General features: G+C 65.1%; 23 protein-coding genes, 1 tRNA gene and 1 pseudogene. 24 read left to right on the top strand and 1 reads right to left on the bottom strand.

Annotated features, from left to right (window positions below; genetic code table 11):
- From AC07XP_RS10485 to AC07XP_RS10370, 24 genes and pseudogenes are all read left to right on the top strand, one after another.
- A pseudogene (locus tag AC07XP_RS10485) lies at window positions 1-209 on the top strand (hypothetical protein); the annotation flags it as partial.
- Window positions 206-472 (top strand): 30S ribosomal protein S15, encoded by a 267-nt coding sequence (gene rpsO, locus AC07XP_RS10480; RefSeq protein ID WP_056579564.1) that lies wholly within the window; start codon window positions 206-208, stop codon window positions 470-472. The pseudogene AC07XP_RS10485 and the gene rpsO, both read left to right, overlap by 4 nt.
- Before the next feature lie 204 nt (window positions 473-676).
- Window positions 677-3,004 (top strand): polyribonucleotide nucleotidyltransferase, encoded by a 2,328-nt coding sequence (gene pnp, locus AC07XP_RS10475; RefSeq protein ID WP_495264605.1) that lies wholly within the window; start codon window positions 677-679, stop codon window positions 3,002-3,004.
- 90 nt (window positions 3,005-3,094) lie between these two features.
- A complete protein-coding gene (locus AC07XP_RS10470; RefSeq protein ID WP_159276094.1) occupies window positions 3,095-4,093 on the top strand; it encodes an NAD(P)H-quinone oxidoreductase in 999 nt (332 codons plus the stop codon).
- A gap of 13 nt (window positions 4,094-4,106) precedes the next feature.
- Complete coding sequence (gene tpiA, locus AC07XP_RS10465) at window positions 4,107-4,871, top strand: triose-phosphate isomerase (RefSeq protein WP_495264604.1); 765 nt, start codon at window positions 4,107-4,109, stop codon at window positions 4,869-4,871.
- Window positions 4,872-4,909: 38 nt separating this feature from the next.
- The gene (gene secG, locus AC07XP_RS10460) at window positions 4,910-5,320 is read left to right on the top strand and encodes a preprotein translocase subunit SecG (RefSeq protein ID WP_495260230.1); all 411 of its coding nucleotides are present in this window, start codon (window positions 4,910-4,912) and stop codon (window positions 5,318-5,320) included.
- Between the two features lie 119 nt (window positions 5,321-5,439).
- A tRNA-Leu gene (locus AC07XP_RS10455) sits at window positions 5,440-5,524 on the top strand.
- 67 nt (window positions 5,525-5,591) lie between these two features.
- Window positions 5,592-5,951, top strand: coding sequence for an NADH-quinone oxidoreductase subunit A (locus tag AC07XP_RS10450; protein WP_055805154.1), 360 nt, complete (start codon window positions 5,592-5,594; stop codon window positions 5,949-5,951).
- Between the two features lie 15 nt (window positions 5,952-5,966).
- Window positions 5,967-6,446: a NuoB/complex I 20 kDa subunit family protein gene (locus AC07XP_RS10445; RefSeq protein ID WP_007837763.1), complete on the top strand. Its 480-nt coding sequence runs from the start codon at window positions 5,967-5,969 to the stop codon at window positions 6,444-6,446.
- A gap of 13 nt (window positions 6,447-6,459) precedes the next feature.
- The gene (locus tag AC07XP_RS10440) at window positions 6,460-7,071 is read left to right on the top strand and encodes an NADH-quinone oxidoreductase subunit C (RefSeq protein ID WP_495264603.1); all 612 of its coding nucleotides are present in this window, start codon (window positions 6,460-6,462) and stop codon (window positions 7,069-7,071) included.
- Between the two features lie 5 nt (window positions 7,072-7,076).
- Window positions 7,077-8,330, top strand: coding sequence for an NADH-quinone oxidoreductase subunit D (locus AC07XP_RS10435; protein ID WP_062475408.1), 1,254 nt, complete (start codon window positions 7,077-7,079; stop codon window positions 8,328-8,330).
- Window positions 8,331-8,340: 10 nt separating this feature from the next.
- A complete protein-coding gene (locus AC07XP_RS10430; RefSeq protein WP_495264602.1) occupies window positions 8,341-8,883 on the top strand; it encodes an NADH-quinone oxidoreductase subunit NuoE family protein in 543 nt (180 codons plus the stop codon).
- Entirely contained in the window at window positions 8,883-10,223 is a 1,341-nt protein-coding gene (gene nuoF, locus AC07XP_RS10425) for an NADH-quinone oxidoreductase subunit NuoF (RefSeq protein ID WP_070063112.1), read from the top strand. Before AC07XP_RS10430 ends, nuoF begins: the two co-directional genes overlap by 1 nt.
- Before the next feature lie 20 nt (window positions 10,224-10,243).
- Complete coding sequence (gene nuoG, locus AC07XP_RS10420; protein ID WP_495264601.1) at window positions 10,244-12,409, top strand: NADH-quinone oxidoreductase subunit NuoG; 2,166 nt, start codon at window positions 10,244-10,246, stop codon at window positions 12,407-12,409.
- Window positions 12,406-13,482, top strand: a complete 1,077-nt coding sequence (gene nuoH / locus AC07XP_RS10415) for an NADH-quinone oxidoreductase subunit NuoH (RefSeq protein ID WP_062475397.1) — start codon at window positions 12,406-12,408, stop codon at window positions 13,480-13,482. Before nuoG ends, nuoH begins: the two co-directional genes overlap by 4 nt.
- An 18-nt stretch (window positions 13,483-13,500) precedes the next feature.
- Window positions 13,501-14,046, top strand: a complete 546-nt coding sequence (gene nuoI, locus AC07XP_RS10410; protein ID WP_495264600.1) for an NADH-quinone oxidoreductase subunit NuoI — start codon at window positions 13,501-13,503, stop codon at window positions 14,044-14,046.
- A gap of 37 nt (window positions 14,047-14,083) precedes the next feature.
- Window positions 14,084-14,743 (top strand): NADH-quinone oxidoreductase subunit J, encoded by a 660-nt coding sequence (locus tag AC07XP_RS10405; RefSeq protein WP_062475392.1) that lies wholly within the window; start codon window positions 14,084-14,086, stop codon window positions 14,741-14,743.
- Window positions 14,740-15,048 (top strand): NADH-quinone oxidoreductase subunit NuoK, encoded by a 309-nt coding sequence (nuoK, locus tag AC07XP_RS10400; protein WP_007837741.1) that lies wholly within the window; start codon window positions 14,740-14,742, stop codon window positions 15,046-15,048. The genes AC07XP_RS10405 and nuoK overlap by 4 nt, the downstream gene beginning before the upstream one ends.
- A 7-nt stretch (window positions 15,049-15,055) precedes the next feature.
- A complete protein-coding gene (gene nuoL, locus AC07XP_RS10395; RefSeq protein WP_492682741.1) occupies window positions 15,056-17,101 on the top strand; it encodes an NADH-quinone oxidoreductase subunit L in 2,046 nt (681 codons plus the stop codon).
- A gap of 25 nt (window positions 17,102-17,126) precedes the next feature.
- Window positions 17,127-18,605, top strand: a complete 1,479-nt coding sequence (locus AC07XP_RS10390; RefSeq protein ID WP_062475386.1) for an NADH-quinone oxidoreductase subunit M — start codon at window positions 17,127-17,129, stop codon at window positions 18,603-18,605.
- Window positions 18,606-18,629: 24 nt separating this feature from the next.
- On the top strand, window positions 18,630-20,117 hold the full coding sequence (gene nuoN / locus AC07XP_RS10385; protein WP_062475383.1) for an NADH-quinone oxidoreductase subunit NuoN: 1,488 nt from the start codon (window positions 18,630-18,632) through the stop codon (window positions 20,115-20,117).
- Window positions 20,118-20,131: 14 nt separating this feature from the next.
- Complete coding sequence (locus AC07XP_RS10380; RefSeq protein ID WP_062475381.1) at window positions 20,132-20,437, top strand: DUF2818 family protein; 306 nt, start codon at window positions 20,132-20,134, stop codon at window positions 20,435-20,437.
- A 5-nt stretch (window positions 20,438-20,442) separates the two neighbouring features.
- On the top strand, window positions 20,443-21,048 hold the full coding sequence (locus tag AC07XP_RS10375) for an NUDIX domain-containing protein (protein ID WP_354344975.1): 606 nt from the start codon (window positions 20,443-20,445) through the stop codon (window positions 21,046-21,048).
- Between the two features lie 7 nt (window positions 21,049-21,055).
- Window positions 21,056-21,541: a DUF1178 family protein gene (locus AC07XP_RS10370; protein ID WP_307589248.1), complete on the top strand. Its 486-nt coding sequence runs from the start codon at window positions 21,056-21,058 to the stop codon at window positions 21,539-21,541.
- Window positions 21,542-21,566: 25 nt separating this feature from the next.
- Here the strand turns inward: AC07XP_RS10370 and AC07XP_RS10365 are convergent, their stop codons facing one another.
- Window positions 21,567-23,354, bottom strand: a complete 1,788-nt coding sequence (locus AC07XP_RS10365) for an ABC transporter transmembrane domain-containing protein (protein WP_495264599.1) — start codon at window positions 23,352-23,354, stop codon at window positions 21,567-21,569.
- Between the last annotated feature and the right edge of the window lie 50 nt (window positions 23,355-23,404).

Here is a 23,404-nt window from a genome sequence, read left to right as displayed (position 1 = left end):
GGGAGGCGGTGGGGTGGGCCCAGGTCGCCGGCGCGGCCTGCGTGCTGGGGGCCGTGGGGCTGGTTTCACTTGACGGAAGACGGCGGGAAGGAGCGGTCAAGCCGGCCGATGTATACTCCCAAAGCTTTGCATGCCGCAAGGCGCACGGTGAGGGCAGTTCCAGTGCTCACCGCAAGTCAAACATCCCGGAACAAGGAAATTCAACATGATCGCAGCCTCCATCAAGGCCGAAGTTGTCAAGGACAACGCCCGTGCAGCCAACGACACCGGCAGCCCCGAAGTGCAAGTCGCACTGCTGACCGCCCGTATCAACGAGCTGACCCCTCACTTCAAGACGCACGCCAAGGACCACCACGGTCGTCGCGGCCTGCTGCGCATGGTCAGCCGCCGTCGCAAGCTGCTCGACTACCTCAAGTCCAAGGACGCCGAGCGTTACACCGCGCTGATCGCCAAGCTGGGTCTGCGCAAGTAATTCGAATCGCATGAAAAAACGCCTGGGTTAGTCCGCTAGCTCAGGCGTTTTTTACTTCGCGATCCACTTTCGGAGTGCCCAACAGAGCGAAGCTGTGTCATTCCAATGAAGTTCGCCCCGAGCTTCGCTGGAATGGCATCGTGTTCTGAGCAGCCTCCGCCCCTTGCGAATCCTGTGTGATTCGCTATCAAAATAGGAGCAACAATGAGCCTCTTCAACAAAATCACCAAGTCCTTCCAATGGGGCGACAAGACCGTCGTCATGGAAACGGGTGAAATCGCCCGTCAGGCGACCGGCGCCGTGCTGGTCGACATCGACGGCACCGTGATCCTGGCGACCGTGGTCGCCTCCAAGACCGCCAAGCCGGGTCAAGACTTCTTCCCGCTGACCGTCGACTACATCGAGAAGACCTACGCCGCCGGCAAGATCCCTGGCAGCTTCTTCAAGCGCGAAGCCAAGCCCAGCGAGCACGAAACGCTGACCAGCCGCCTGATCGACCGTCCGATCCGCCCGCTGTTCCCCGAAGGTTTCCTGAACGAAGTGCACGTGGTGATCCACACCGTGTCGCTGAACCCTGAAGTCGACGCCGACATCGCCGCCATGATCGGCGTGAGCGCCGCCCTGTCGATCTCCGGCATCCCGTTCAGCGGCCCGATCGGTGCCGCCCGCGTGGGCTACATCAACGGCCAGTACGTGCTGAATCCGGGTCCCACGGCCCGCAAGGATTCGCAGATGGACCTCGTCGTCGCCGGCACGCAAGCCGCCGTGCTGATGGTCGAATCCGAAGCCCAGCAACTCAGCGAAGAAATCATGCTGGGTGGCGTGGTGTTTGGTCACGAGCAGGCCAACATCGCGATCAACGCGATCCACGACCTCGTGCGTGACGCCGGCAAGCCGGAATGGCTCAAGGAAGGCACCTGGGTGCCTGAAGCCAAGGATGAAGACTTCATCGCCAAGATCAACGGCCTGGCCGAAGAAAAGCTGCGCGCCGTCTATCAAATTCGCAGCAAGCAAGCCCGCACGCAAGCCCTGCGCGAAGCCAATGCCAGCGTCTTCACGGCACTGAAGGCCGAAGGCGCCGAGTTCGACGCCGGCAAGGTCAGCGACCTGCTGTTCGCGATCGAATCGCGCATCGTGCGCGGCCAGATCCTGCAAGGCGAGCCGCGCATCGACGGCCGCGACACGCGCACCGTGCGCCCCATCGAAATCCGCAACTCCGTGCTGCCCCGCACCCACGGCTCGGCGCTGTTCACGCGCGGCGAGACGCAGGGCCTGGTCGTCACCACGCTCGGCACCGAGCGCGACGCACAGCGCATCGACGCGCTGGCCGGCGAGTACGAAGACCGCTTCCTGTTCCACTACAACATGCCTCCCTTCGCCACCGGTGAAGTGGGCCGCATGGGCTCCACCAAGCGCCGCGAAGTGGGCCACGGCCGTCTGGCCAAGCGCGCGCTCGTCGCCGTGCTGCCGACCAAGGAAGAGTTCCCGTACACCATCCGCGTGGTGTCGGAAATCACCGAGTCGAACGGCTCCTCGTCGATGGCTTCGGTCTGCGGCGGCTGCCTCTCGATGATGGACGCCGGCGTGCCCATGAAGGCGCACGTGGCCGGTATCGCCATGGGCCTGATCAAGGAAGACAACCGCTTCGCGGTGCTGACCGACATCCTGGGCGACGAAGATCACCTGGGCGACATGGACTTCAAGGTGGCTGGCACGACCAACGGCATCACCGCGCTGCAGATGGACATCAAGATCCAGGGCATCACCAAGGAAATCATGCAGGTCGCACTGGCACAGGCCAAGGAAGCGCGCATGCACATCCTGGGCAAGATGCAAGAAGCGATGGGCGAGGCCAAGGCCGATGTGTCGCAGTTCGCACCGCGCCTGACCACGCTGAAGATCAACCCCGAGAAGATCCGCGACGTGATCGGCAAGGGCGGCGCCGTAATCCGTGGCCTGCAGGAAGAAACCGGCACGACGATCAACATCGACGAAGACGGCACCATCACCATCGCCTCGACCGATCCGGAAAAAGCCGAATTCGCCAAGAAGCGCATCGAGCAGATCACCGCTGAAGTCGAAATCGGCAAGGTCTACGAAGGCCCGATCACCAAGATCCTGGACTTCGGCGCGCTGGTCAACCTGCTGCCCGGCAAGGACGGCCTGCTGCACATCAGCCAGATCGCGCACGAGCGCGTCGAGAAGGTGACCGACTACCTGAGCGAAGGCCAGATCGTGAAGGTCAAGGTTCTCGAGACCGATGAAAAGGGCCGCGTCAAGCTGTCCATGAAGGCTCTGACCGAGCGTCCGGCCGGCATGGAATACAGCGAGCGCCCGCCGCGCGAAGACCGTGGTGATCGCGGCGACCGTGGCGGCGACCGCCGCGAACGTTCGGACCGCGGTGACCGCGGCGGCGATCGTGGCGAGCGCGCACCGCGCTTCAACGACCAGCAGCAACAGCCCCGCGGCGAGCAGCAACAGCAGCCCGCCGGCGAGTCGCAGCAGCAAGCGCCGCGCGAACCGCAGGAGTAAGCAGTGAGGCGCGACGGCCTGTGCCGTCGCCTCTCGCGTGGACAGTGGTGATGCCCGCCCCGTGCGGGCATCCGAGCCTCGGAGACCCCCATGAAAGCCATTGAGATCACTTCGTACGGCGCCCCCGAGGTGCTGCGCGTCGCTGCGCGTCCCGACCCGGTGGCGGGCGAGGGTGAGCTGCTGATCCGCGTGGCGGCCAGCGGCGTGAATCGCCCGGACGTGCTGCAGCGGATGGGGCACTACCCCGTGCCGCCCGGTGCCTCCGACCTGCCGGGCCTCGAAGTGGCCGGCGAGATCGTGTCGGGCGACGCCAAGGCGCTGGCCGATGCGGGCTTCCAGGTCGGCGACCGCGTGTGCGCGCTGGTGGCTGGTGGCGGCTATGCCGAGCTGTGCGTGGCGCCCGTGGCGCAATGCCTGCCGGTGCCCAAGGGCTGGAGCGATGTCGAGGCGGCTTCGCTGCCCGAGACCTTCTTCACCGTCTGGAGCAACGTGTTCGAGCGCGGCCGCCTGCAGAAGGGCGAGACCCTGCTGATCCAGGGTGGCTCCAGCGGCATCGGCGTCACGGCGATCCAGATCGCCAAGGCGCTCGGCGCGACCGTGATCGTCACGGCTGGCAGCGACGACAAGTGCGAAGCCTGCCTGAAACTCGGCGCCGACCACGCGATCAACTACCGCACGAGCGATTTCGTCGAAGTGGCGAAGCAGCTCACGGGCGGCAAGGGCGTGGACGTGGTGCTCGACATGGTGGCTGGCGACTACGTGGCGCGCGAGGTCGAGTGCCTGGCCGAAGACGGCCGGCTGGTGATCATTGCGGTGCAGGGCGGTGTGAAGAGCGAGATCAACGCGGGCCTCGTGCTGCGTCGGCGGCTCACGATCACTGGCTCGACGCTGCGTCCGCGGCCGGTGGCGTTCAAGGGCGCCATCGCCAAGGCACTGCGCGAGAAGGTCTGGCCGCTGCTCGAAAGCGGCGCGGTCAAGCCCGTGATCCACAGCACCTATGCGGCAGCAGGTGAGCCCAGCGGCGCGGCCCAGGCTCACACGCTGATGGAATCGAACCAGCACATCGGCAAGATCGTGCTGACTTGGTGAGACGAACAACGCGATGACAACCTTCAAGAAACTGATTGCCGGCAACTGGAAGATGAATGGCGGCCTGGCCGCCAACGAGGTGCTGGTGAAGGCCCTGCAGCAAGGGCTGGCCGCTAGCCCCGCGGCCTGCGGTGTTGCACTGTGCGCGCCTGCGCCGTACTTCGCCCAGCTGCAATCGCTGCTGGCGGGTACGCCGTCGCTGGCCCTTGGTGCGCAGGACATTTCGGCGCACCCGCAAGGTGCGTTCACCGGCGAGCAGTCGGCGGCGATGCTGAAGGATTTCGGTGTGCGCTATGCCATCGTGGGCCATTCGGAGCGTCGCCAGTACCACGGCGAAACCGACGATGCCGTGGCGGCCAAGACGGCGGCGGCGCTGGCGAACGGCATCACGCCGATCGTCTGTGTCGGCGAGACGCTGGCAGAGCGCGAAGCAGGGCAGACCGAAGAGATCGTCAAGCGCCAGCTGGCCGCGGTGATCCATGTGAATGGCCACTGTATCAGCGAGATCGTCGTGGCCTACGAACCGGTCTGGGCCATCGGCACGGGCAAGACGGCTTCGCCGGAGCAGGCGCAGGCGGTGCATGCCGTGCTGCGTGCACAACTGCACCATGCCGCGAGCGAACATGCCGCGGGCATCAAGATTCTGTACGGCGGCAGCATGAACGCGGCGAATGCCGCCGAACTGCTGGCGCAGGCCGACATCGACGGCGGCCTCATCGGCGGCGCCTCGCTCAAGGCGCCCGACTTTCTGCAGATCATTTCTGCCGCTGCACGCTGATCGCGGCAACGGCAGCCATCACTTAGGAGTAAGAACGAATGAACGTGGTCCTCAATCTTCTGGTCGGCGTGCAAATGCTGGCGGCGCTGGCAATGATCGGCCTGATCCTGATCCAGCACGGCAAGGGTGCCGACATGGGCGCGGCCTTCGGCAGCGGCAGTGCAGGCAGCCTGTTCGGTGCCAGCGGCAGTGCCAACTTCCTCTCGCGCACCACGGCTGTGCTGGCTGCGGTGTTCTTCGCCTGCACGCTGCTGCTGGCCTACTTCAGCCACGCACGTCCTGCGGGCGGCGGCAGCCTGCTGGAGCGCGCCGCCGTGGGCGCACCTGCTGTACCGGCTGCTCCCGCGACTGGCGCTGCGGGCGAAATCCCCGCTGCAGCAGCACCTGCCAAGGCCGCTTCGGCGCCTGCTGCACCTGTTTCGGGCCCTGGCCAGATTCCGGCCAAGTAATCAGGTTGTTTTCATGCAGCCGTTCGTGAGAAACGGCTTCATTTCAGGGTAAACTCTAAATCTGTTCAGAAAGCCAAATGCCTCAACGGCACCTCATGCCATCTGGACAGTTAAAAACCGCGGTCGTGGTGAAATTGGTAGACACGCTATCTTGAGGGGGTAGTGGCGAAAGCTGTGCGAGTTCGAGTCTCGCCGACCGCACCAAATCTCACCGGCAGAAGATCTCTTTTTAGAGGCTCTTCTGTCGGTGGCAAGCGGTGAAAATTTCTCGATGAACCTCGATTCCTACCTTCCCGTCCTTTTGTTCATTTTGGTCGGGGTCGGCGTAGGCGTCGCCCCGCAAGTCATCGGATACATCCTCGGGCCCAATCGGCCCGACGCTGCGAAGAACGCGCCCTACGAGTGCGGCTTCGAGGCCTTCGAGGATGCGCGCATGAAATTCGACGTGCGCTATTACCTCGTCGCGATTCTCTTCATTCTCTTCGATCTCGAGATTGCCTTTCTCTTTCCGTGGGCCATTGCGCTCAAGGAAATCGGCGCTGTTGGCTTCTGGGCCATGATGATCTTTCTCGCCATCCTCGTCGTGGGCTTCGTCTACGAGTGGAAAAAAGGCGCGCTCGACTGGGAATGACAAGGAAGCTACACGATGGCCATTGAAGGCGTTCTCAAAGAAGGCTTCGTCACCACGACCTACGACTCGGTCGTGAACTGGGCGAAGACCGGATCTCTCTGGCCGATGACGTTCGGCCTCGCATGCTGCGCGGTCGAAATGATGCACGCGGGCGCTGCCCGCTACGACATCGACCGTTTCGGCATGCTGTTCCGCCCCAGTCCGCGCCAGTCCGATCTGATGATCGTGGCCGGCACGCTGTGCAACAAGATGGCGCCGGCGCTGCGCAAGGTCTATGACCAGATGCCCGAGCCGCGCTGGGTGCTCTCGATGGGCTCTTGCGCGAACGGCGGCGGTTACTACCACTACAGCTATTCCGTGGTGCGTGGCTGCGACCGCATCGTGCCGGTCGACGTCTATGTGCCGGGTTGTCCGCCCACCGCTGAAGCACTGCTGTACGGCGTGATCCAGCTGCAGCAGAAGATTCGCCGCACCAACACCATTGCCCGCGCCTGAGAGATTGCCGACGATGACTGACTTTGCAATTTCGCCGGAGGTGCTGCGCGCCACCATCGCCGAGGCACTCGGCGCCAGGGCCAAGAGCGTGACGGTTGCGCTTGAAGAGGTGACCGTCGTGGTCAGCGCCGCCGACTACATCGATGCGGCGCTGCTGCTGCGCGATGCGCCCGGTTGCCGTTTCGAACAGCTGATCGACCTGTGCGGCATGGACTATTCCGACTACCGCGAAGGCGAGTGGCAGGGCGAACGCTACGGCGTCGTCTCGCACCTGCTCTCCGTGAGCCTCAACCAGCGCGTGCGCCTGAAGGTGTTCGCGACCAGCGAAGACCTGCCCGTGATCGACTCGCTCCAGCCCGTCTGGAGCGCTGCCACGTGGTTCGAGCGCGAGGCCTTCGACCTGTACGGCATCGTTTTCGACGGCCACGACGACCTGCGCCGCATCCTGACCGACTACGGCTTCATCGGCCACCCGTTCCGCAAGGACTTCCCGGTGTCGGGTCACGTCGAAATGCGCTACGACGAAGAGCAGAAGCGCGTGGTCTACCAGCCGGTCTCGATCGAGCCGCGCGAAATCACGCCGCGCGTGATCCGCGAAGACAACTACGGCGGCGGTTTGCACTGACAGATATGGCCGAAATCAAGAACTACACACTCAACTTCGGTCCCCAGCACCCCGCAGCACACGGCGTGCTGCGCCTGGTGCTCGAGCTGGACGGCGAAGTGATCCAGCGTGCCGACCCCCACATCGGCCTGCTGCACCGTGCGACCGAGAAGCTCGCCGAGTCACGCACCTTCATCCAGTCGCTGCCCTACATGGACCGCCTCGACTACGTGTCGATGATGTCCAACGAGCACGCCTACTGCCTCGCCATCGAGCGGATGATGGGCCTGGACGTGCCGATCCGCGCGCAGTACATCCGCGTGATGTTCGCCGAGATCACCCGCCTGCTGAACCACCTGCTGTGGCTCGGCGCGCACGGTCTGGACTGCGGCGCGATGAACATGCTCATCTACTGCTTCCGCGAGCGTGAAGACCTGTTCGACATGTACGAAGCCGTGTCCGGTGCGCGCATGCACGCGGCGTACTTCCGTCCGGGCGGTGTCTACCGTGACCTGCCGGATTCGATGCCGCAGTACAAGGTCAGCAAGATCAAGAATGCGAAGGCCATCGAGAAGCTCAACGAGAACCGCCAGGGCTCGCTGCTCGACTTCATCGACGACTTCTGCAAGCGCTTCCCGAAGATGGTCGACGAGTACGAGACGCTGCTCACCGACAACCGCATCTGGAAGCAACGCACCGTGGGCATCGGCGTGGTCACGCCGGAGCGCGCGCTGAACCTGGGCTTCACCGGCCCGATGCTGCGTGGCTCGGGCGTCGAATGGGACCTGCGCAAGAAGCAGCCCTACGACGTCTACGACCAGATGCAGTTCGACGTGCCCGTGGGCAAGACCGGCGACTGCTACGACCGCTACCTGGTTCGCGTGGAAGAAATGCGCCAGGCCAACAAGATCATCCAGCAGTGCTCGGCATGGCTGCGCGTGAATCCGGGTCCGGTCATCACCAGCAACCACAAGGTCGCCGCGCCCGCGCGCGAATCGATGAAGGCGAACATGGAGGAGCTGATCCACCATTTCAAGCTCTTCACCGAAGGCTTCCATGTGCCCGAAGGCGAAGCGTATGCCGCCGTCGAGCACCCCAAGGGCGAGTTCGGCATCTACCTCGTGAGCGACGGCGCCAACAAGCCGTACCGCCTGAAGATCCGCGCACCGGGCTTCCCGCACCTCGCTGCCCTCGACGAAATGTCGCGCGGCCACATGATCGCCGACGCTGTCGCGGTGATCGGCACGATGGACATCGTGTTCGGCGAAATCGACAGGTGAGAAAGAGCGAATGACGACTTCCTCAACCCATCACCATGACGCGACGCCCTCGGCGCCGTTGAAGGCTGCCATCCTCGAGCGCTTTGCGCGCGAGGTCGCGAAGTACCCCGAAGCAGGCAAGCAGTCGGCCGTGATGGCCTGCCTGGCCATCGTCCAGCAGGACGAAGGCTTCGTGAGCGTGCAGCGCGAGCGCGAGATCGCCGCCTACCTCGGCATGGCGCCCATCGCTGTGCACGAAGTGACGACCTTCTACAACATGTACAACCAGCATCCGGTGGGCAAGTTCAAGCTCAACGTGTGCACCAACCTGCCGTGCCAGCTGCGCGACGGCGTCACCGCGCTCGTGCACCTCGAGAAGAAGCTGGGCATCAAGATGGGCGAGACCACGGCCGACGGCCTGTTCACGCTGCAACAGAGCGAATGCCTGGGCGCCTGCGCTGATTCGCCCGTGATGCTGGTCAACGACCGCACCATGTGCAGCTTCATGAGCAACGACAAGCTCGACCAGCTCATCGACGGTTTGCGCAGTGCCAAGCCAGGGGAGGCTTCGTGATGACGCCCGAACAGGTTCTCTCGCAATTCCAGGCCACCGGTGTCCAGACCTGCTTCCATGACCGCCACATCGGCGCTCAGATCTATGCAGGCCTGGACGGCACCAACTGGCATCTGGCCGACTACGAAGCGCGCGGCGGTTACCAGGCGCTGCGCAAGATCCTCACCGAGGGCCTCACGCCCGACCAGGTGATCGCCGAAGTGAAGGCCTCGGGCCTGCGCGGCCGCGGCGGCGCCGGTTTCCCGACCGGCCTGAAGTGGAGCTTCATGCCCCGCCAGTTCCCGGGCCAGAAGTACCTCGTCTGCAATTCGGACGAAGGCGAGCCCGGCACGTGCAAGGACCGCGACATCCTGCAGTTCAACCCGCACATCGTGATCGAAGGCATGGCCATCGCCGCGTATGCGATGGGCATCAGCGTGGGCTACAACTACATCCACGGCGAGATCTTCCAGAGCTACGACCGCTTCGAGGCCGCCCTCGAAGAGGCGCGCGCCGCCGGCTACCTCGGCGACAAGATCATGGGCAGCACGTACAACTTCCAGTTGCACGCGGCCCACGGCTTCGGTGCCTACATCTGCGGCGAAGAAACCGCGCTGCTCGAATCGCTCGAAGGCAAGAAGGGCCAGCCGCGCTTCAAGCCGCCGTTCCCGGCGAGCTTCGGCCTGTACGGCAAGCCGACCACCATCAACAACACCGAGACCTTCGCGGCGGTGCCCTGGATCATCCGCAACGGCGGCCAGGCCTACCTCGAGTGCGGCAAGCCGAACAACGGCGGCACCAAGATCTACTCGGTGAGCGGCGACGTCGAGCTGCCCGGCAACTACGAAGTGCCGATGGGCACGCCGTTCTCCAAGCTGCTCGAACTGGCCGGCGGCGTGCGCAAGGGTCGCACGCTCAAGGCCGTGATCCCCGGCGGCTCGTCGTCGCCGGTGCTGCCGGCCGACATCATGATGGCCTGCACCATGGACTACGACTCGATCGCCAAGGCCGGCTCCATGCTGGGCTCGGGCGCCGTGATCGTCATGGACGACACGCGGTCGATGGTCGAGTCGCTCAAGCGCCTCTCGTACTTCTACATGCATGAGTCCTGCGGCCAGTGCACCCCCTGCCGCGAAGGCACGGGCTGGCTCTACCGCGTGGTGGACCGCATCCACAACGGCCAGGGCAAGCCCAGCGACATGCAGCTGCTGGACTCCGTGGCCGGCGACATCATGGGCCGCACCATCTGTGCGCTCGGCGATGCGGCAGCGATGCCCGTGCGCGCCATGATCAAGCACTTCCGCCATGAGTTCGAGGCCCTGATCCCGGGTCACGTCCCGACGGCGCCCGTCAAGGCCTGAGTGCGAGAAGAAACACAGACATGATCGAAATCGAACTCGACGGCAAGAAGGTCGAAGTGACCGAAGGCAGCATGGTGATGCATGCGGCCGAAAAGGCGGGCACCTACATCCCGCACTTCTGCTATCACAAGAAACTCAGCATCGCGGCCAACTGCCGCATGTGCCTGGTCGACGTGGAAAAGGCGCCCAAGCCGATGCCGGCCTGCGCCACGCCCGTCACGCAGGGCATGATCGTTCGCACCAAGAGCGACAAGGCCATCAAGGCCCAGCAGTCCGTCATGGAGTTCCTGCTGATCAACCACCCGCTGGATTGCCCCATCTGCGACCAGGGCGGCGAATGCCAGCTGCAGGACCTGGCCGTCGGCTACGGCGGTTCTTCTTCGCGTTACGAAGAAGAAAAGCGCGTCGTGTTCCACAAGGACGTCGGCCCGCTGATCAGCATGGAAGAAATGAGCCGCTGCATCCATTGCACGCGCTGCGTCCGTTTCGGCCAGGAAGTGGCCGGCGTGATGGAGCTGGGCATGTCGCACCGCGGCGAGCACTCCGAAATCGAAACCTTCCTCGGCGACTCGGTCGACTCCGAGCTGTCGGGCAACATGATCGACATCTGCCCGGTCGGCGCGCTCACGAGCAAGCCGTTCCGCTACAGTGCCCGCACCTGGGAACTGTCGCGCCGCAAGTCGGTGAGCCCGCACGACTCCACCGGTGCCAACCTGATCGTCCAGGTCAAGAACAACCGCGTGATGCGCGTGGTGCCACTCGAGAACGAAGACGTCAACGAATGCTGGATCGCCGACCGCGACCGCTTCTCGTACGAAGCGCTCAACGGCACGGAACGCCTGACGCAGCCCATGCTGAAGCAGGGCGGCCAATGGCAGCAGGTCGACTGGCAGACGGCGCTCGAGTACGTTGCCAACGGCCTCAAGCAGATCAAGACCGACCACGGTGCGCAAAGCATCGGCACGCTTGTCAGCCCGCACAGCACGCTCGAAGAGCTGCAACTCGCCGCCATGCTCACGCGTGAACTCGGCAGCGACAACATCGACTACCGCCTGCGCAACGCCGAATTCACGGCCTTCGAAGGCGTGCGCTGGCTCGGCACCTCGATCGCCTCGCTCACGCAAGTGCAGCGCGCGCTGGTCGTTGGTTCGAACCTGCGCAAGGAACACCCGCTGTTCGCACAGCGCATCCGCCAGGCCGTGCGCAAGGGCGCCGCGCTGTCGGTGATCACTTCGTCCAGCCTCATGGCCGACCGCAGTGCCTGGGCCATCGACGTGGCGCAAGCGGCCATCGTCGAAGCCGACCAGTGGGTCGAGGCGCTGGCCGCCGTGGCCGCTGCCATCGCCCAGACCAACGGCGCCGCCGCACCGCTGGCACCGAAGAACGCGCCCGACGCTGCCGCGCAAGCCATCGCAGCCTCGCTGCTGAGCGGCGAGCGCAAGGCCATCCTGCTCGGCAATGCCGCCGCGCACCACGCACAAGCCAGCAGCCTGCTGGCCCTCGCGAACTGGATCGGCGCACAGACCGGCGCCACCGTCGGCTACCTGACCGAAGCGGGCAATACCGTGGGCGCACAGCTCGTGGGCGCCTTCCCGCAGAACGGCGGCCTCGATGCCGGCCGCATGCTCGCAGCCGGCTCCGGCCTCAAGGCCGTGCTGCTGCTGAACACCGAGCCAGTGTTCGACTCGGCCGCCGGTGCTGCCGCCGCCGATGTCATCGGCAATGCGCAGATGGTGGTCACGCTGAGCCCCTTCAAGGCCAACCTCGAATTCAGCGACGTGCTGCTGCCCATCGCCCCGTTCACCGAAACGCCCGGCACCTTCGTCAATGCCGAAGGCCGCCTGCAGGGTTTCCATGCCGTCGTGAAGCCGCAAGGCGAAACGCGTCCGGCCTGGAAGGTGCTGCGCGTGCTGGCGAACCTGCTCGGCCTGCCGGGCTTCGCCTTCGAATCGACCGCCGAGGTGCTGGCCACCGTCGGTGACAAGGGCACCGTGCCGGCGAATGCGCTGAGCAACGCCACCTCCGCCAAGGCCGTCGCGGCCAGCGGCGCCGTGGCTGCGCCCGTGGTCGCGAGCATCTACCAGCTCGACTCGATCGTGCGCCGCGCACCGTCGCTGCAGCTGACCGCCGACGCGCGCCACAGCGCACAGGCCGCACCCGCTCGTGCCGAGGAGGCCCTGGCATGATCGACGCAATTCATGGCTTCGGCCAGGGGCTGGTCGCCGCAGGCTGGTGGACGTCCGTCGTCTGGCCCGTGGTCTGGACGCTGATCAAGATCATCGTCGTCGTGATCCCGCTGATGCTGGCCGTGGCGTACCTCACGCTGTGGGAACGCAAGGCCATCGGCTTCACGCAGATCCGCGTGGGCCCGAACCGCATCGGGCCGCTGGGCCTGCTGCAGCCGATCGCCGACGCGCTCAAGCTGATGACCAAGGAAATCATCCTTCCGACGGTCGCCAACAAGGGCCTGTTCCTGCTCGGCCCCATCATGACCATCATGCCGGCGCTGGCCGCATGGGCCGTGATCCCCTTCGGCCCCGACGTGGCGCTGGCCAACATCAACGCCGGCCTGCTGTTCGTGATGGCCATCACCTCGCTCGAGGTGTACGGCGTGATCATCGCGGGCTGGGCCTCGAACTCGAAGTACGCCTTCCTGGGCGCGCTGCGCGCCTCGGCACAGATGGTGAGCTACGAAATCGCGATGGGCTTCTGCTTCGTCGTGGTGCTGATGGTCACCGGCAGCCTGAACATGTCCGACATCGTGACGGTGCAGGGCAAGGGCATGTTCCATGACTTGGGGCTGGGCTTCCTCTCGTGGAACTGGCTGCCGCTGCTGCCGATCTTCGTCGTGTACTTCATCTCGGGTCTCGCCGAAACCAACCGCCACCCGTTCGACGTGGTGGAAGGCGAATCGGAAATCGTGGCCGGCCACATGATCGAGTACTCGGGCATGAGCTTCGCGATGTTCTTCCTGGCCGAGTACGCCAACATGTGGCTCGTCTCGATCCTGACCGTGGTGCTGTTCCTCGGTGGATGGCTGCCGCCTTTCGAGTTCCTGAGCTTCATTCCGGGCTGGATCTGGCTGGGCCTGAAGACCTTCTGCGTGGTCACCATGTTCCTGTGGGTGCGCTCGACGTTCCCGCGCTTCCGCTACGACCAGATCATGCGTCTGGGCTGGAAGATCTTCATTCCCGTCACCCTGGTGTGGCTGGTCGTGGTCGGTGGCTGGATGCAGACGCCGTTCAACATCTGGAAATAAGCAGGAAGCGACGACATCATGACTGCTTCACACACCGCCGGAGGGCTCGGACGCACCTCCAAGCTGGCCTCCGCACCGTTCTCGTTCAAGGACTTCCTGGGCAGCTTCATGCTGTTCGAACTGTTCAAGGGCCTGGCCATCACGGGCAAGTACGCCTTCGCACGCAAGATCACCGTCCAGTTCCCCGAAGAGAAGACGCCGCTGTCGCCGCGCTTTCGCGGCCTGCACGCGCTGCGCCGCTACGAGAACGGCGAAGAGCGCTGCATCGCCTGCAAGCTGTGCGAGGCCGTGTGCCCCGCACTGGCCATCACCATCGAATCCGACGTGCGTGACGACGGCTCGCGCCGCACCACGCGCTACGACATCGACCTGACCAAGTGCATCTTCTGCGGCTTCTGCGAAGAGAGCTGCCCGGTCGACTCGATCGTCGAGACGCACATCTTCGAATACCACGGCGAAAAGCGCGGCGACCTGTACTTCACCAAGGACATGCTGCTGGCCGTGGGCGACCGCTACGAAAAAGAAATCGCGGCGAACAAGGCGGCCGACGCCAAGTACCGCTGAGCCGGCTCCGCTCGAAACCCGTACCAATCGAATTCCAATGGACGTCAAGACCGGTCTGTTCTATCTGTTTGCCGCGGTGCTGCTGTTTGCAGCCTTCCGCGTCATCACCTCCCGCAACCCCGTGTACGCCGCGCTGTACCTGGTGCTGGCCTTCTTCCAGGCCTCGGCCATCTGGCTGCTGCTGCGCGCCGAGTTCCTGGCGATCTCGCTCGTGCTGGTGTACGTCGGCGCCGTGATGGTGCTGTTCCTGTTCGTCGTGATGATGCTGGACATCGACGTCGACGGCCTGCGAGAGGGCTTCTGGAAGCACTTCCCGCTGGCCGCCGGCATCGGCGCGCTCATCGCGCTCGAAATGGCCGCCGTGCTCATGGGCGGCTTCCGCCTGGGCGAAGGCCCGCGCGCCATGGCGACGACCTCGCCCAACAGCTCGAACACGCTCGAGCTGGGCAAGCTGCTGTATTCCGAATACCTCTATCCGCTGGAAATCGCCGCGGTCATCCTGCTGGTGGCCATCATTGCCGCCATCGCACTGACGCTGCGCACCCGCAAGGACAGCAAGTACGTCAACCCGTCGGACCAGGTGCGCGTGAAGGCGCGCGACCGCGTGCGCATCGTGCAGATGCCCGTCACGCGCGCGGCCGAGCCGGTGGTTGAGGCCCCGGCAGCGGATGCCGCTGCAAAGGAAAACAAGGCATGACGCTCACGCTCGGACACTTTCTCTCGCTCGGCGCGATGCTCTTCGCGCTGTCGGTGATCGGCATCTTCCTGAACCGCAAGAACCTGATCGTGCTGCTGATGGCCATCGAACTGATGCTGCTGGCGGTCAACATGAACTTCGTGGCCTTCTCGCACTACCTGGGCGACATGCACGGCCAGATCTTCGTGTTCTTCATCCTGACGGTGGCGGCGGCCGAATCGGCCATCGGCCTGGCGCTGCTGGTCCTGTTGTTCCGCAACAAGTCCAACATCAACGTCGACGAACTCAACTCGCTCAAGGGTTGACAGCAGTATGAGCGCAACCCTTTCCGCATCCACCTTGCTGGCCGTGCCGCTGGCACCCCTGGTCGGCGCCGCACTTGCCGGCCTGTTCGGCACGAAGTTCGGCGGCAACCACATCGGCCGCAAGGTCACGCATTCGCTGACCATCCTGGGCGTGTTCGTCGCCTTCGTGATCTCTGCGATGACGCTGAAGTCGGTCATCGTCGACGGCGCCCGCTTCAACCAGACCATCTACGAATGGATGATGGTCGGTGGCCTGAAGATGGAAGTCGGCTTCCTGGTCGACGGCCTCACGGCCATGATGATGTGCGTCGTGACCTTCGTGTCGCTGATGGTCCACATCTACACCATCGGCTACATGGAAGAAGACGACGGCTACAACCGCTTCTTCTCGTACATCTCGCTTTTTACCTTCTCGATGCTGATGCTCGTCATGAGCAACAACATGCTCCAGCTGTTCTTCGGCTGGGAGGCGGTGGGCCTGGTGTCGTACCTGCTGATCGGCTTCTGGTTCAACAAGCCCACGGCCATCTTCGCGAACATGAAGGCCTTCCTGGTCAACCGCGTGGGTGACTTCGGCTTCATTCTGGGCATCGGCCTGATCGCCGCCTACGCCGGCACGCTGAACTACGGCGAAGCCTTCGCCAAGGCGCACACGCTGGCCGGCATCACCTTCCCGGGCACCGAGTGGATGCTCATCACGGTGATCTGCATCTGCCTGTTCATCGGCGCGATGGGCAAGAGCGCCCAGTTCCCGCTGCACGTGTGGCTGCCCGACTCGATGGAAGGCCCGACCCCCATCTCGGCGCTGATCCACGCGGCGACCATGGTGACGGCCGGCATCTTCATGGTGGCGCGCATGTCGCCGCTGTTCGAGCTGAGCGACACGGCCTTGAGCTTCATCCTCGTGATCGGCGCCATCACCGCGCTGTTCATGGGCTTCCTGGGCATCATCCAGAACGACATCAAGCGCGTGGTCGCGTACTCGACGCTGTCGCAGCTGGGCTACATGACCGTGGCGCTCGGTGCCTCGGCCTACTCGGTCGCGGTGTTCCACCTGATGACGCACGCCTTCTTCAAGGCGCTGCTGTTCCTCGGCGCGGGCTCGGTGATCATCGGCATGCACCACAATCAGGACATCCGCTGGATGGGTGGCGTGCGCAAGTACATGCCCATCACCTGGATCACCTCGCTGCTGGGTTCGCTGGCGCTGATCGGCACGCCGTTCTTCTCGGGCTTCTACTCGAAGGACAGCATCATCGAGGCCGTGCACGAAAGCCACCTGTGGGGCGCGCAGTTCGCCTACTACGCGGTGCTGGCCGGCGTGTTTGTGACGGCGTTCTACTCGTTCCGCATGTACTTCCTGGTCTTCCACGGCAAGGAACGCTACGACCAGAACCCGGACGCACACCACGACGACCATGCGCACGACGCGCACGGACACGACGATCACGGCCATGGCCACGACGCCCACAAGCCGCACGAATCGCCGATGGTGGTCTGGCTGCCGCTGGTGCTGCTGGCGATCCCCTCGGTGGTGATCGGCTTCATGACCATCGACCCGATGCTGTTCGGCAGCTTCTTCAAGGACGCGATCTTCGTCGATGGTGCCAAGCACCACGCGATGGGCGAGTTGAAGGAAGCCTTCCACGGCCCGGTCGCCATGGCGATCCACGGTCTGCAGACCGCACCGTTCTGGCTGGCACTGGCCGGCGTGGCGCTGTCGTACTACATGTACATGATGAACCCGGCACTGCCGGCCGCCATCAAGCGCGCCTTCAGCCCGATCTACAACCTGCTCGAGAACAAGTACTACCTCGACTGGATCAACGAGAACATCCTCGCCCGCGGTGCGCGCCTGCTCGGCACGGGCCTGTGGAAGGGCGGCGACCAGGCCCTGATCGACGGCGCGATCGTCAACGGTTCCTGGAAAGTGGTGGGGCGTGTGGCCGGTGTCGTGCGCTGGCTGCAGTCGGGCTTCATCTATCACTACGCCTTCGCGATGCTGCTGGGCATCTTCATCCTGATGACGTACTTCGTCTGGTTCAAACGTTGAGCCCGAACGCTGGAGAAAAAGAAAAATGGGTTTGTTGAGCCTTGCCATCTGGGTGCCGATCGCATTCGGCGCCGTGCTGCTGGCGTTTGGCCGCGACGAGCACGCCAAGGGCGTGCGCTGGGTCGCGCTCGTCGGTGCCATCGTGAGCTTCCTGGTCACGGTGCCGCTGTTCACGCGCTTCCAGAACGGAACCGCCGCGATGCAGTTCGTCGAGAAGACGAGCTGGATCTCGCGCTTCAACGTCAACTACCACCTGGGCATCGACGGCATGTCGCTGTGGCTGGTGCTGCTGACCTCGTTCATCACGGTCGTGGTCGTGATCTCGGCCTGGGAAGTGATCACCGAGCGCGTGAACCAGTACATGGGCGCGTTCCTGATCCTGTCGGGTTTCATGATCGGCGTGTTCTCGGCGCTCGACGGCATCCTGTTCTACGTGTTCTTCGAAGCCACGCTGATCCCGATGTACCTGATCATCGGCATCTGGGGCGGCCCGAACAAGATCTACGCGGCGTTCAAGTTCTTCCTGTACACGCTGCTCGGCTCGCTGCTGATGCTGGTCGCGCTGATCTTCCTGTACAACAAGTCGGGCGGCAGCTTCGACATCCTGAGCTGGCACAAGCTGCCGCTGGGTTCGACCGCGCAGACCTTCCTGTTCTTTGCCTTCTTCGCGGCCTTCGCCGTCAAGGTGCCGATGTGGCCGGTCCACACCTGGCTGCCCGACGTGCACGTCGAGGCGCCCACGGGCGGCTCGGCCGTGCTGGCCGCGATCATGCTGAAGCTGGGTGCCTACGGTTTCCTGCGCTTCTCGATGCCCATCGCGCCTGACGCTTCGCACGAATGGGCCTGGCTCATGATCGCGCTGTCGCTCATCGCCGTGATCTACGTGGGCCTGGTGGCGCTGGTGCAGCAGGACATGAAGAAGCTGGTGGCGTACTCGTCGGTCGCCCACATGGGCTTCGTGACGCTGGGCTTCTTCATCTTCAACGAGCTCGGCGTGTCCGGCGGCATCGTGCAGATGATTGCCCACGGCTTCGTGTCGGGCGCCATGTTCCTGGGCATCGGCGTGCTGTACGACCGCGTCCACTCGCGCCAGATCGCCGACTACGGCGGCGTGGTCAACACCATGCCCAAGTTCGCCGCGTTCGCGCTGCTGTTCGCCATGGCCAACTGCGGCCTCCCGGGCACCGCTGGTTTCGTGGGCGAATGGATGGTGATCCTGGGCGCCGTCAAGGCCAACTTCTGGGTCGGCCTGGGCGCCGCCACCGCACTGATCTTCGGCGCTGCCTACACCCTGTGGATGTACAAGCGCGTGTACCTGGGCCCGGTCGGCAACGACCACGTCAAGGAACTGAAGGACATCAACGCCCGCGAATTCCTGATGCTCTCGCTGCTGGCCATCGCCGTGCTGTGGATGGGCCTGTATCCGAAGCCTTTCACCGATGCGATGGATGCCTCCGTCGTCGAGCTTCTGCGCCATGTGGCGATTTCGAAGCTGCCCGTCTGATGCCACGCTGAAGAAGAGAACGAGATGATTGACAAACTCAGCTGGGTGACGATCTACCCCGAAATCGTGTTGCTGGTCATGGCCTGCATCATTGCGCTGGTCGACCTGTCGGACACGAGCCCGCGCCGCACCCGCACCTACATCCTGACGCTGCTCACGCTGGCGGCGGTGGCCGTGCTCACGGGCCTGGCCGCTGTCGGCGGCAAGACTTCCTACGGCTTCGGCGGCATGGTGGTGAGCGACACGATGGGCAACTGGCTCAAGTGCTTCGCCTCGCTGGCCCTGATGGTCACGCTGGTCTACGGCCGTCCCTACGCGGCCGACCGCGAGATGCTGCGCGGCGGCGAGATGTTCACGATCAGCATGCTGGCCCTGCTGGGCATGTTCGTGATGATCGGCGGCAGCAACTTCCTGCTGATCTACCTCGGCCTGGAATTGCTCACGCTGTCGAGCTACGCGCTCGTGGCGCTGCGCCGCGACAACGCGGTGGCCAGCGAAGCCGCCATGAAGTACTTCGTGCTCGGCGCCATGGCCAGCGGCTTCCTGCTGTACGGCCTGTCGATGATGTACGGCGCCACCGGCTCGCTCGACCTGAACGAAGTGTTCAAGGCGATCTCGACCGGCAAGGTGAACCACCAGGTGCTGGTGTTCGGCCTGGTCTTCATCGTGGCCGGCCTGGCGTTCAAGGTCGGTGCCGCACCGTTCCACATGTGGGTGCCCGACGTCTACCAGGGCGCGCCGACGGCGATCACGCTGCTGATCGGCGCCGCGCCCGAGCTGGCTGCCTTCGGCATCATCATCCGCCTGCTGGTCGACGGCCTGCAGCCGCTGGCCATCGACTGGCAGCAGATGCTGGCCGTGCTGGCGGTGGCGTCGCTGGTGATCGGCAACCTGGCCGCCATCGCGCAGAGCAACCTCAAGCGCATGCTGGCCTACTCGACCATCGCGCAGATGGGCTTCATGCTGCTGGGCCTGGTGGCGGGTTCCGACCTGCAGGGCACGCAGAACGCGCAGGCCGCCTACAGCGCCGCGATGTTCTACGTCGTGACCTACGTGCTGACCACGCTGGCGAGTTTCGGCATCATCCTGCTGCTGGCGCGCGAAGGCTTCGAAAGCGAAGAGATCACCGACCTGGCCGGCCTGAACCAGCGCAGCCCGCTGTACGCCGGCGTGATGGCCATCGCGATGTTCTCGCTGGCCGGCCTGCCGCCGCTGGTCGGCTTCTACGCCAAGCTGGCCGTGCTGCAGGCGCTGATCGCCTCGGGCGCCGCCATCTACATCGGCCTGGCCGTGTTCGCCGTGATCACCTCGCTGATCGGCGCGTTCTACTACCTGCGCGTGGTCAAGGTCATGTACTTCGACGCGCCCGTCACGGCGACCACCGTGTCGGCCTCGTTCGACGTGCGCACCGTGCTCACGATCAACGGCGCGCTGATCCTGATTCTTGGCGTGCTGCCCGGCGGTCTGATGACGCTGTGCTACGACGCCATCGCGGCCACGCTGGCCCACTGACGCGGCCCGCACAGGTGTCGCAAACCGCGTCGGTCTGGGTGGTGCTGCTGGTGGCCCTGGTGGCCGCCAACCTGCCGTTCCTGAATGAGCGCCTGTTCGGGGCGGTGCCGCTGTCGACCGCGCACAAGTCGCTCGCCATTCGCTTCGGCGAACTGGTGGTGCTGTACTTCATCGCCGGCGGCATCGGCCTGCTGTTCGAGCGCAGGGCAGGGCAGATCGCCGCCCAGGGCTGGGAGTTCTACGCGGTGACGGCCTCGCTGTTCGTCGTGCTGGCCTTCCCGGGGTTCACCTGGCGCTACCTGATGAAGCACAGGCACTGACCGACATGACTTCTCCTGCCCCCGATTCGCATCTGAAGGAAGCGCTCGTCAGCAGCGAAGAGCTCTTCAAGGGCAAGTTCCTGCACGCCAAGCGCGACACCATCCGCTTGCCCGACGGCCACAGCGCCACGCGCGAGTACGTGGTGCATCCCGGCGCGGTGGTGGTGATTCCGCTGCTTGACGACGGCCGCGTGGTGCTGGAGCGCCAGTTCCGCTACCCGGTGGACCGCGTGATCGTCGAGTTTCCCGCGGGCAAGCTCGACGCCGGCGAAGATCCGCTGCTGTGCGGTCAGCGCGAACTGCTCGAGGAAACCGGCTACTCCGCGCGCGAATGGGCGCATGCCGGCGCTACGCACCTGGCGGTGGCGTACTCGACCGAAATCATTCACATCTATTTCGCACGCGGCCTCTCGCTGGGCGAGCGCCAGCTCGACCACGGCGAGTTTCTCGACGTGTTCACTGCTACGCCGCAGGAGCTCATCGGCTGGTGCCGCGACGGCACCGTGACCGACGCGAAGACGCTCACCTGCGCCCTGTGGCTGCAGAACGTCCTGTCGGGCGCATGGGCACTGGATTGGCAGGCCGCAGCCTCGCAAGGCGGCGCGGGATAATCCGCGCATGAAGGTTCTCGATCTCCGCTGCACGCACGGCCACGGCTTCGAGGGCTGGTTCGCGTCCAACGAGGCGTTCGACAGCCAGCTCGCCAGCGGCCTGGTCGAGTGCCCGGTCTGCGGCGACACCGCCATCGTCAAGTTGCTGAGTGCACCCCGCCTGAACCTGAGCAACGCCAAGGCGCCGAAGGAAGAAGGGCGCGGCGACGCGGCCCACGCGCCGTCGGCGCCCGCATCGCCTTCCACGCAGGTATCGGCATCTTCGACTTCACCCGAAGCCCGCTGGATGCGCGCCGTGCGCGAAGTGCTGGCCAAGACCGAAGACGTCGGCGACCGCTTCGCCGACGAGGCGCGCAAGATGCACTACGGCGAAACCGCCGAGCGCGGCATCCGCGGCCAGGCCACGCCGGAGCAGACCGAGGCGCTGCTCGATGAAGGCATTCCGGTGATGGCGCTGCCGATTCCGGCAGCGCTGAAAGAAACCCTGCAGTAACCGACGACTGACCCGATCGATCGGGTCAGGCCGTGAACTGCAGCGCGGCCAGCCGCGCGTACACGCCGCCTTGCGCCACCAGCGCCGCGTGCGTTCCCTGTTCGACGATGCCGCCGTGGTCCAGCACGATGATGCGGTCGGCCTTCTGCACGGTCGCCAGGCGGTGGGCGATCACGAGCGTGGTGCGGTTCTCCATCGCCGACTCGAGCGCGGCCTGCACCATGCGCTCGCTCTCGGCGTCGAGCGCGCTGGTGGCTTCGTCCAGCAGCAGCAGCGGCGGGTTCTTCAGGATGGCCCGCGCGATCGCGATGCGCTGGCGCTGGCCGCCCGACAGCCGCACGCCGCGTTCGCCCAGGAAGGTGTCGTAGCCCTCGGGCAGGGCCTGCAGGAAGTCATGCGCGAAGGCGGCGCGCGCCGCGGCGTGCACCTCGTCGGCGCTGGCCTCGGGCCGGCCGTAGCGGATGTTCTCGAAGGCGCTGGCCGAGAAGATCACCGCGTCCTGCGGCACGAGGCCGATGCGGGTGCGCAGGTCGTGCAGGGCGAGCGCATCGAGCGACGCGCCGTCGAGCACGATGCGGCCCGACTGCGGGTCGTAGTAGCGCAGCAGCAGCTGGAACACCGTGCTCTTGCCTGCGCCGCTCGATCCCACCAGCGCCACGGTCTCGCCCGGTGCGATGTCCAGGCTGAAGTCGCGCAGCGCCGGCGTGCCCGGCCGCGAGGGGTAGTGGAAGGTGATCGCGTCGAAGCGGATGGCGCTGCCCGCGGCGGGAACCGGCGCCACCGCCGGCCTGGTGGGCGAGGCGATGGCCGTCGGCGCGTGCAGCAGTTCCATCAGGCGTTCGGTGGCGCCGGCCGCGCGCAGCAGGTCGCCGTACACCTCGCCGAGCACCGCGGTGGCGCTCGCCAGGATCGCCACGTAGACCACGGTCTGGCCCAGGTGGCCGGCCGTGATGTCGCCGCGCAGCACGGCCTGCGTGCCTTCGTACAGGCCCCAGAGCAGGGCGGCCGATGTGGCGATGATGATGAAGGCCACGAGCACCGAGCGCGCGCGCGTGCGGCGCACGGCGGTATGGAAGGCGTTTTCGGTCGAGCTGTTGAAGCGGTCGGCCTCGCGGCCTTCGGCCGTGTAGCTCTGCACCACGGGAATCGCATTCAGCACCTCGGCCGCGATGGCGCTCGAGTCGGCCACGCGGTCCTGGCTGGCACGCGACAGCTTGCGCACGCGGCGGCCGAACCACATGCTCGGCAGCACCACCAGCACCAGGATGCCGAGCACCTGCACCATCACATAAGGGTTGGTCCAGACCAGCACCGCCAGCGCGCCCACGCCCATGACGGCGTTGCGCAGGCCCATGCTCAGCGACGAGCCGACGACCGTCTGCACCAGCGTGGTGTCGGCCGTGAGGCGCGACAGCACCTCGCCGGTCTGCGTGGTCTCGAAGAAGGCCGGGCTCTGCTGCAGCACATGGCCGTAGACCGCATTGCGCAGGTCGGCCGTGACACGCTCGCCGAGCCAGCTCACCGTGTAGAAGCGCGCGGCCGAAAACAGGCCCAGCGCCACGGCCACCGCGAAGAGGGCGCCGAAGTGCTCGCGCAGCGCCATGGTCTGCGCGCCCTTGTCGGCGCTGACCAAGCCACCGTCAATCAGGCTGCGCAGGGCGATAGGAAAAGCCAGCGTCGTGACCGCCGCCATCACCAGGAAGACCCCCGCCAGCACGATCTGCACGCGGTAGGGGCGAAGGAAGGGGCGCAACCCCGACAGCGAGCGGGGCGAACCCTTGGCTGCGGAGGACGACGGAGGGGAAGAAGCCATGGGCGCGAATTCTACCGAGCCCTTGCCCCCACAAAGGTCGCCTTGACAGT

This window comes from Variovorax sp. GW531-E2 (assembly GCF_059423125.1).
The sequence above is the reverse complement of the archived record's forward strand: the minus strand, read 5'-3'. Positions and strand labels throughout refer to the sequence as shown.

What these genes read in the sequence shown, in the direction of transcription:
- rpsO (WP_056579564.1), top strand. Translation starts at nt 206, where the DNA reads ATGATCGCAGCCTCCATCAAGGCCGAAGTTGTCAAGGACAACGCCCGT.
- pnp (WP_495264605.1), top strand. Translation starts at nt 677, where the DNA reads ATGAGCCTCTTCAACAAAATCACCAAGTCCTTCCAATGGGGCGACAAG.
- AC07XP_RS10470 (WP_159276094.1), top strand. Translation starts at nt 3,095, where the DNA reads ATGAAAGCCATTGAGATCACTTCGTACGGCGCCCCCGAGGTGCTGCGC.
- tpiA (WP_495264604.1), top strand. Translation starts at nt 4,107, where the DNA reads ATGACAACCTTCAAGAAACTGATTGCCGGCAACTGGAAGATGAATGGC.
- secG (WP_495260230.1), top strand. Translation starts at nt 4,910, where the DNA reads ATGAACGTGGTCCTCAATCTTCTGGTCGGCGTGCAAATGCTGGCGGCG.
- AC07XP_RS10450 (WP_055805154.1), top strand. Translation starts at nt 5,592, where the DNA reads ATGAACCTCGATTCCTACCTTCCCGTCCTTTTGTTCATTTTGGTCGGG.
- AC07XP_RS10445 (WP_007837763.1), top strand. Translation starts at nt 5,967, where the DNA reads ATGGCCATTGAAGGCGTTCTCAAAGAAGGCTTCGTCACCACGACCTAC.
- AC07XP_RS10440 (WP_495264603.1), top strand. Translation starts at nt 6,460, where the DNA reads ATGACTGACTTTGCAATTTCGCCGGAGGTGCTGCGCGCCACCATCGCC.
- AC07XP_RS10435 (WP_062475408.1), top strand. Translation starts at nt 7,077, where the DNA reads ATGGCCGAAATCAAGAACTACACACTCAACTTCGGTCCCCAGCACCCC.
- AC07XP_RS10430 (WP_495264602.1), top strand. Translation starts at nt 8,341, where the DNA reads ATGACGACTTCCTCAACCCATCACCATGACGCGACGCCCTCGGCGCCG.
- nuoF (WP_070063112.1), top strand. Translation starts at nt 8,883, where the DNA reads ATGACGCCCGAACAGGTTCTCTCGCAATTCCAGGCCACCGGTGTCCAG.
- nuoG (WP_495264601.1), top strand. Translation starts at nt 10,244, where the DNA reads ATGATCGAAATCGAACTCGACGGCAAGAAGGTCGAAGTGACCGAAGGC.
- nuoH (WP_062475397.1), top strand. Translation starts at nt 12,406, where the DNA reads ATGATCGACGCAATTCATGGCTTCGGCCAGGGGCTGGTCGCCGCAGGC.
- nuoI (WP_495264600.1), top strand. Translation starts at nt 13,501, where the DNA reads ATGACTGCTTCACACACCGCCGGAGGGCTCGGACGCACCTCCAAGCTG.
- AC07XP_RS10405 (WP_062475392.1), top strand. Translation starts at nt 14,084, where the DNA reads ATGGACGTCAAGACCGGTCTGTTCTATCTGTTTGCCGCGGTGCTGCTG.
- nuoK (WP_007837741.1), top strand. Translation starts at nt 14,740, where the DNA reads ATGACGCTCACGCTCGGACACTTTCTCTCGCTCGGCGCGATGCTCTTC.
- nuoL (WP_492682741.1), top strand. Translation starts at nt 15,056, where the DNA reads ATGAGCGCAACCCTTTCCGCATCCACCTTGCTGGCCGTGCCGCTGGCA.
- AC07XP_RS10390 (WP_062475386.1), top strand. Translation starts at nt 17,127, where the DNA reads ATGGGTTTGTTGAGCCTTGCCATCTGGGTGCCGATCGCATTCGGCGCC.
- nuoN (WP_062475383.1), top strand. Translation starts at nt 18,630, where the DNA reads ATGATTGACAAACTCAGCTGGGTGACGATCTACCCCGAAATCGTGTTG.
- AC07XP_RS10375 (WP_354344975.1), top strand. Translation starts at nt 20,443, where the DNA reads ATGACTTCTCCTGCCCCCGATTCGCATCTGAAGGAAGCGCTCGTCAGC.
- AC07XP_RS10370 (WP_307589248.1), top strand. Translation starts at nt 21,056, where the DNA reads ATGAAGGTTCTCGATCTCCGCTGCACGCACGGCCACGGCTTCGAGGGC.
- AC07XP_RS10365 (WP_495264599.1), bottom strand. Translation starts at nt 23,354, where the DNA reads ATGGCTTCTTCCCCTCCGTCGTCCTCCGCAGCCAAGGGTTCGCCCCGC.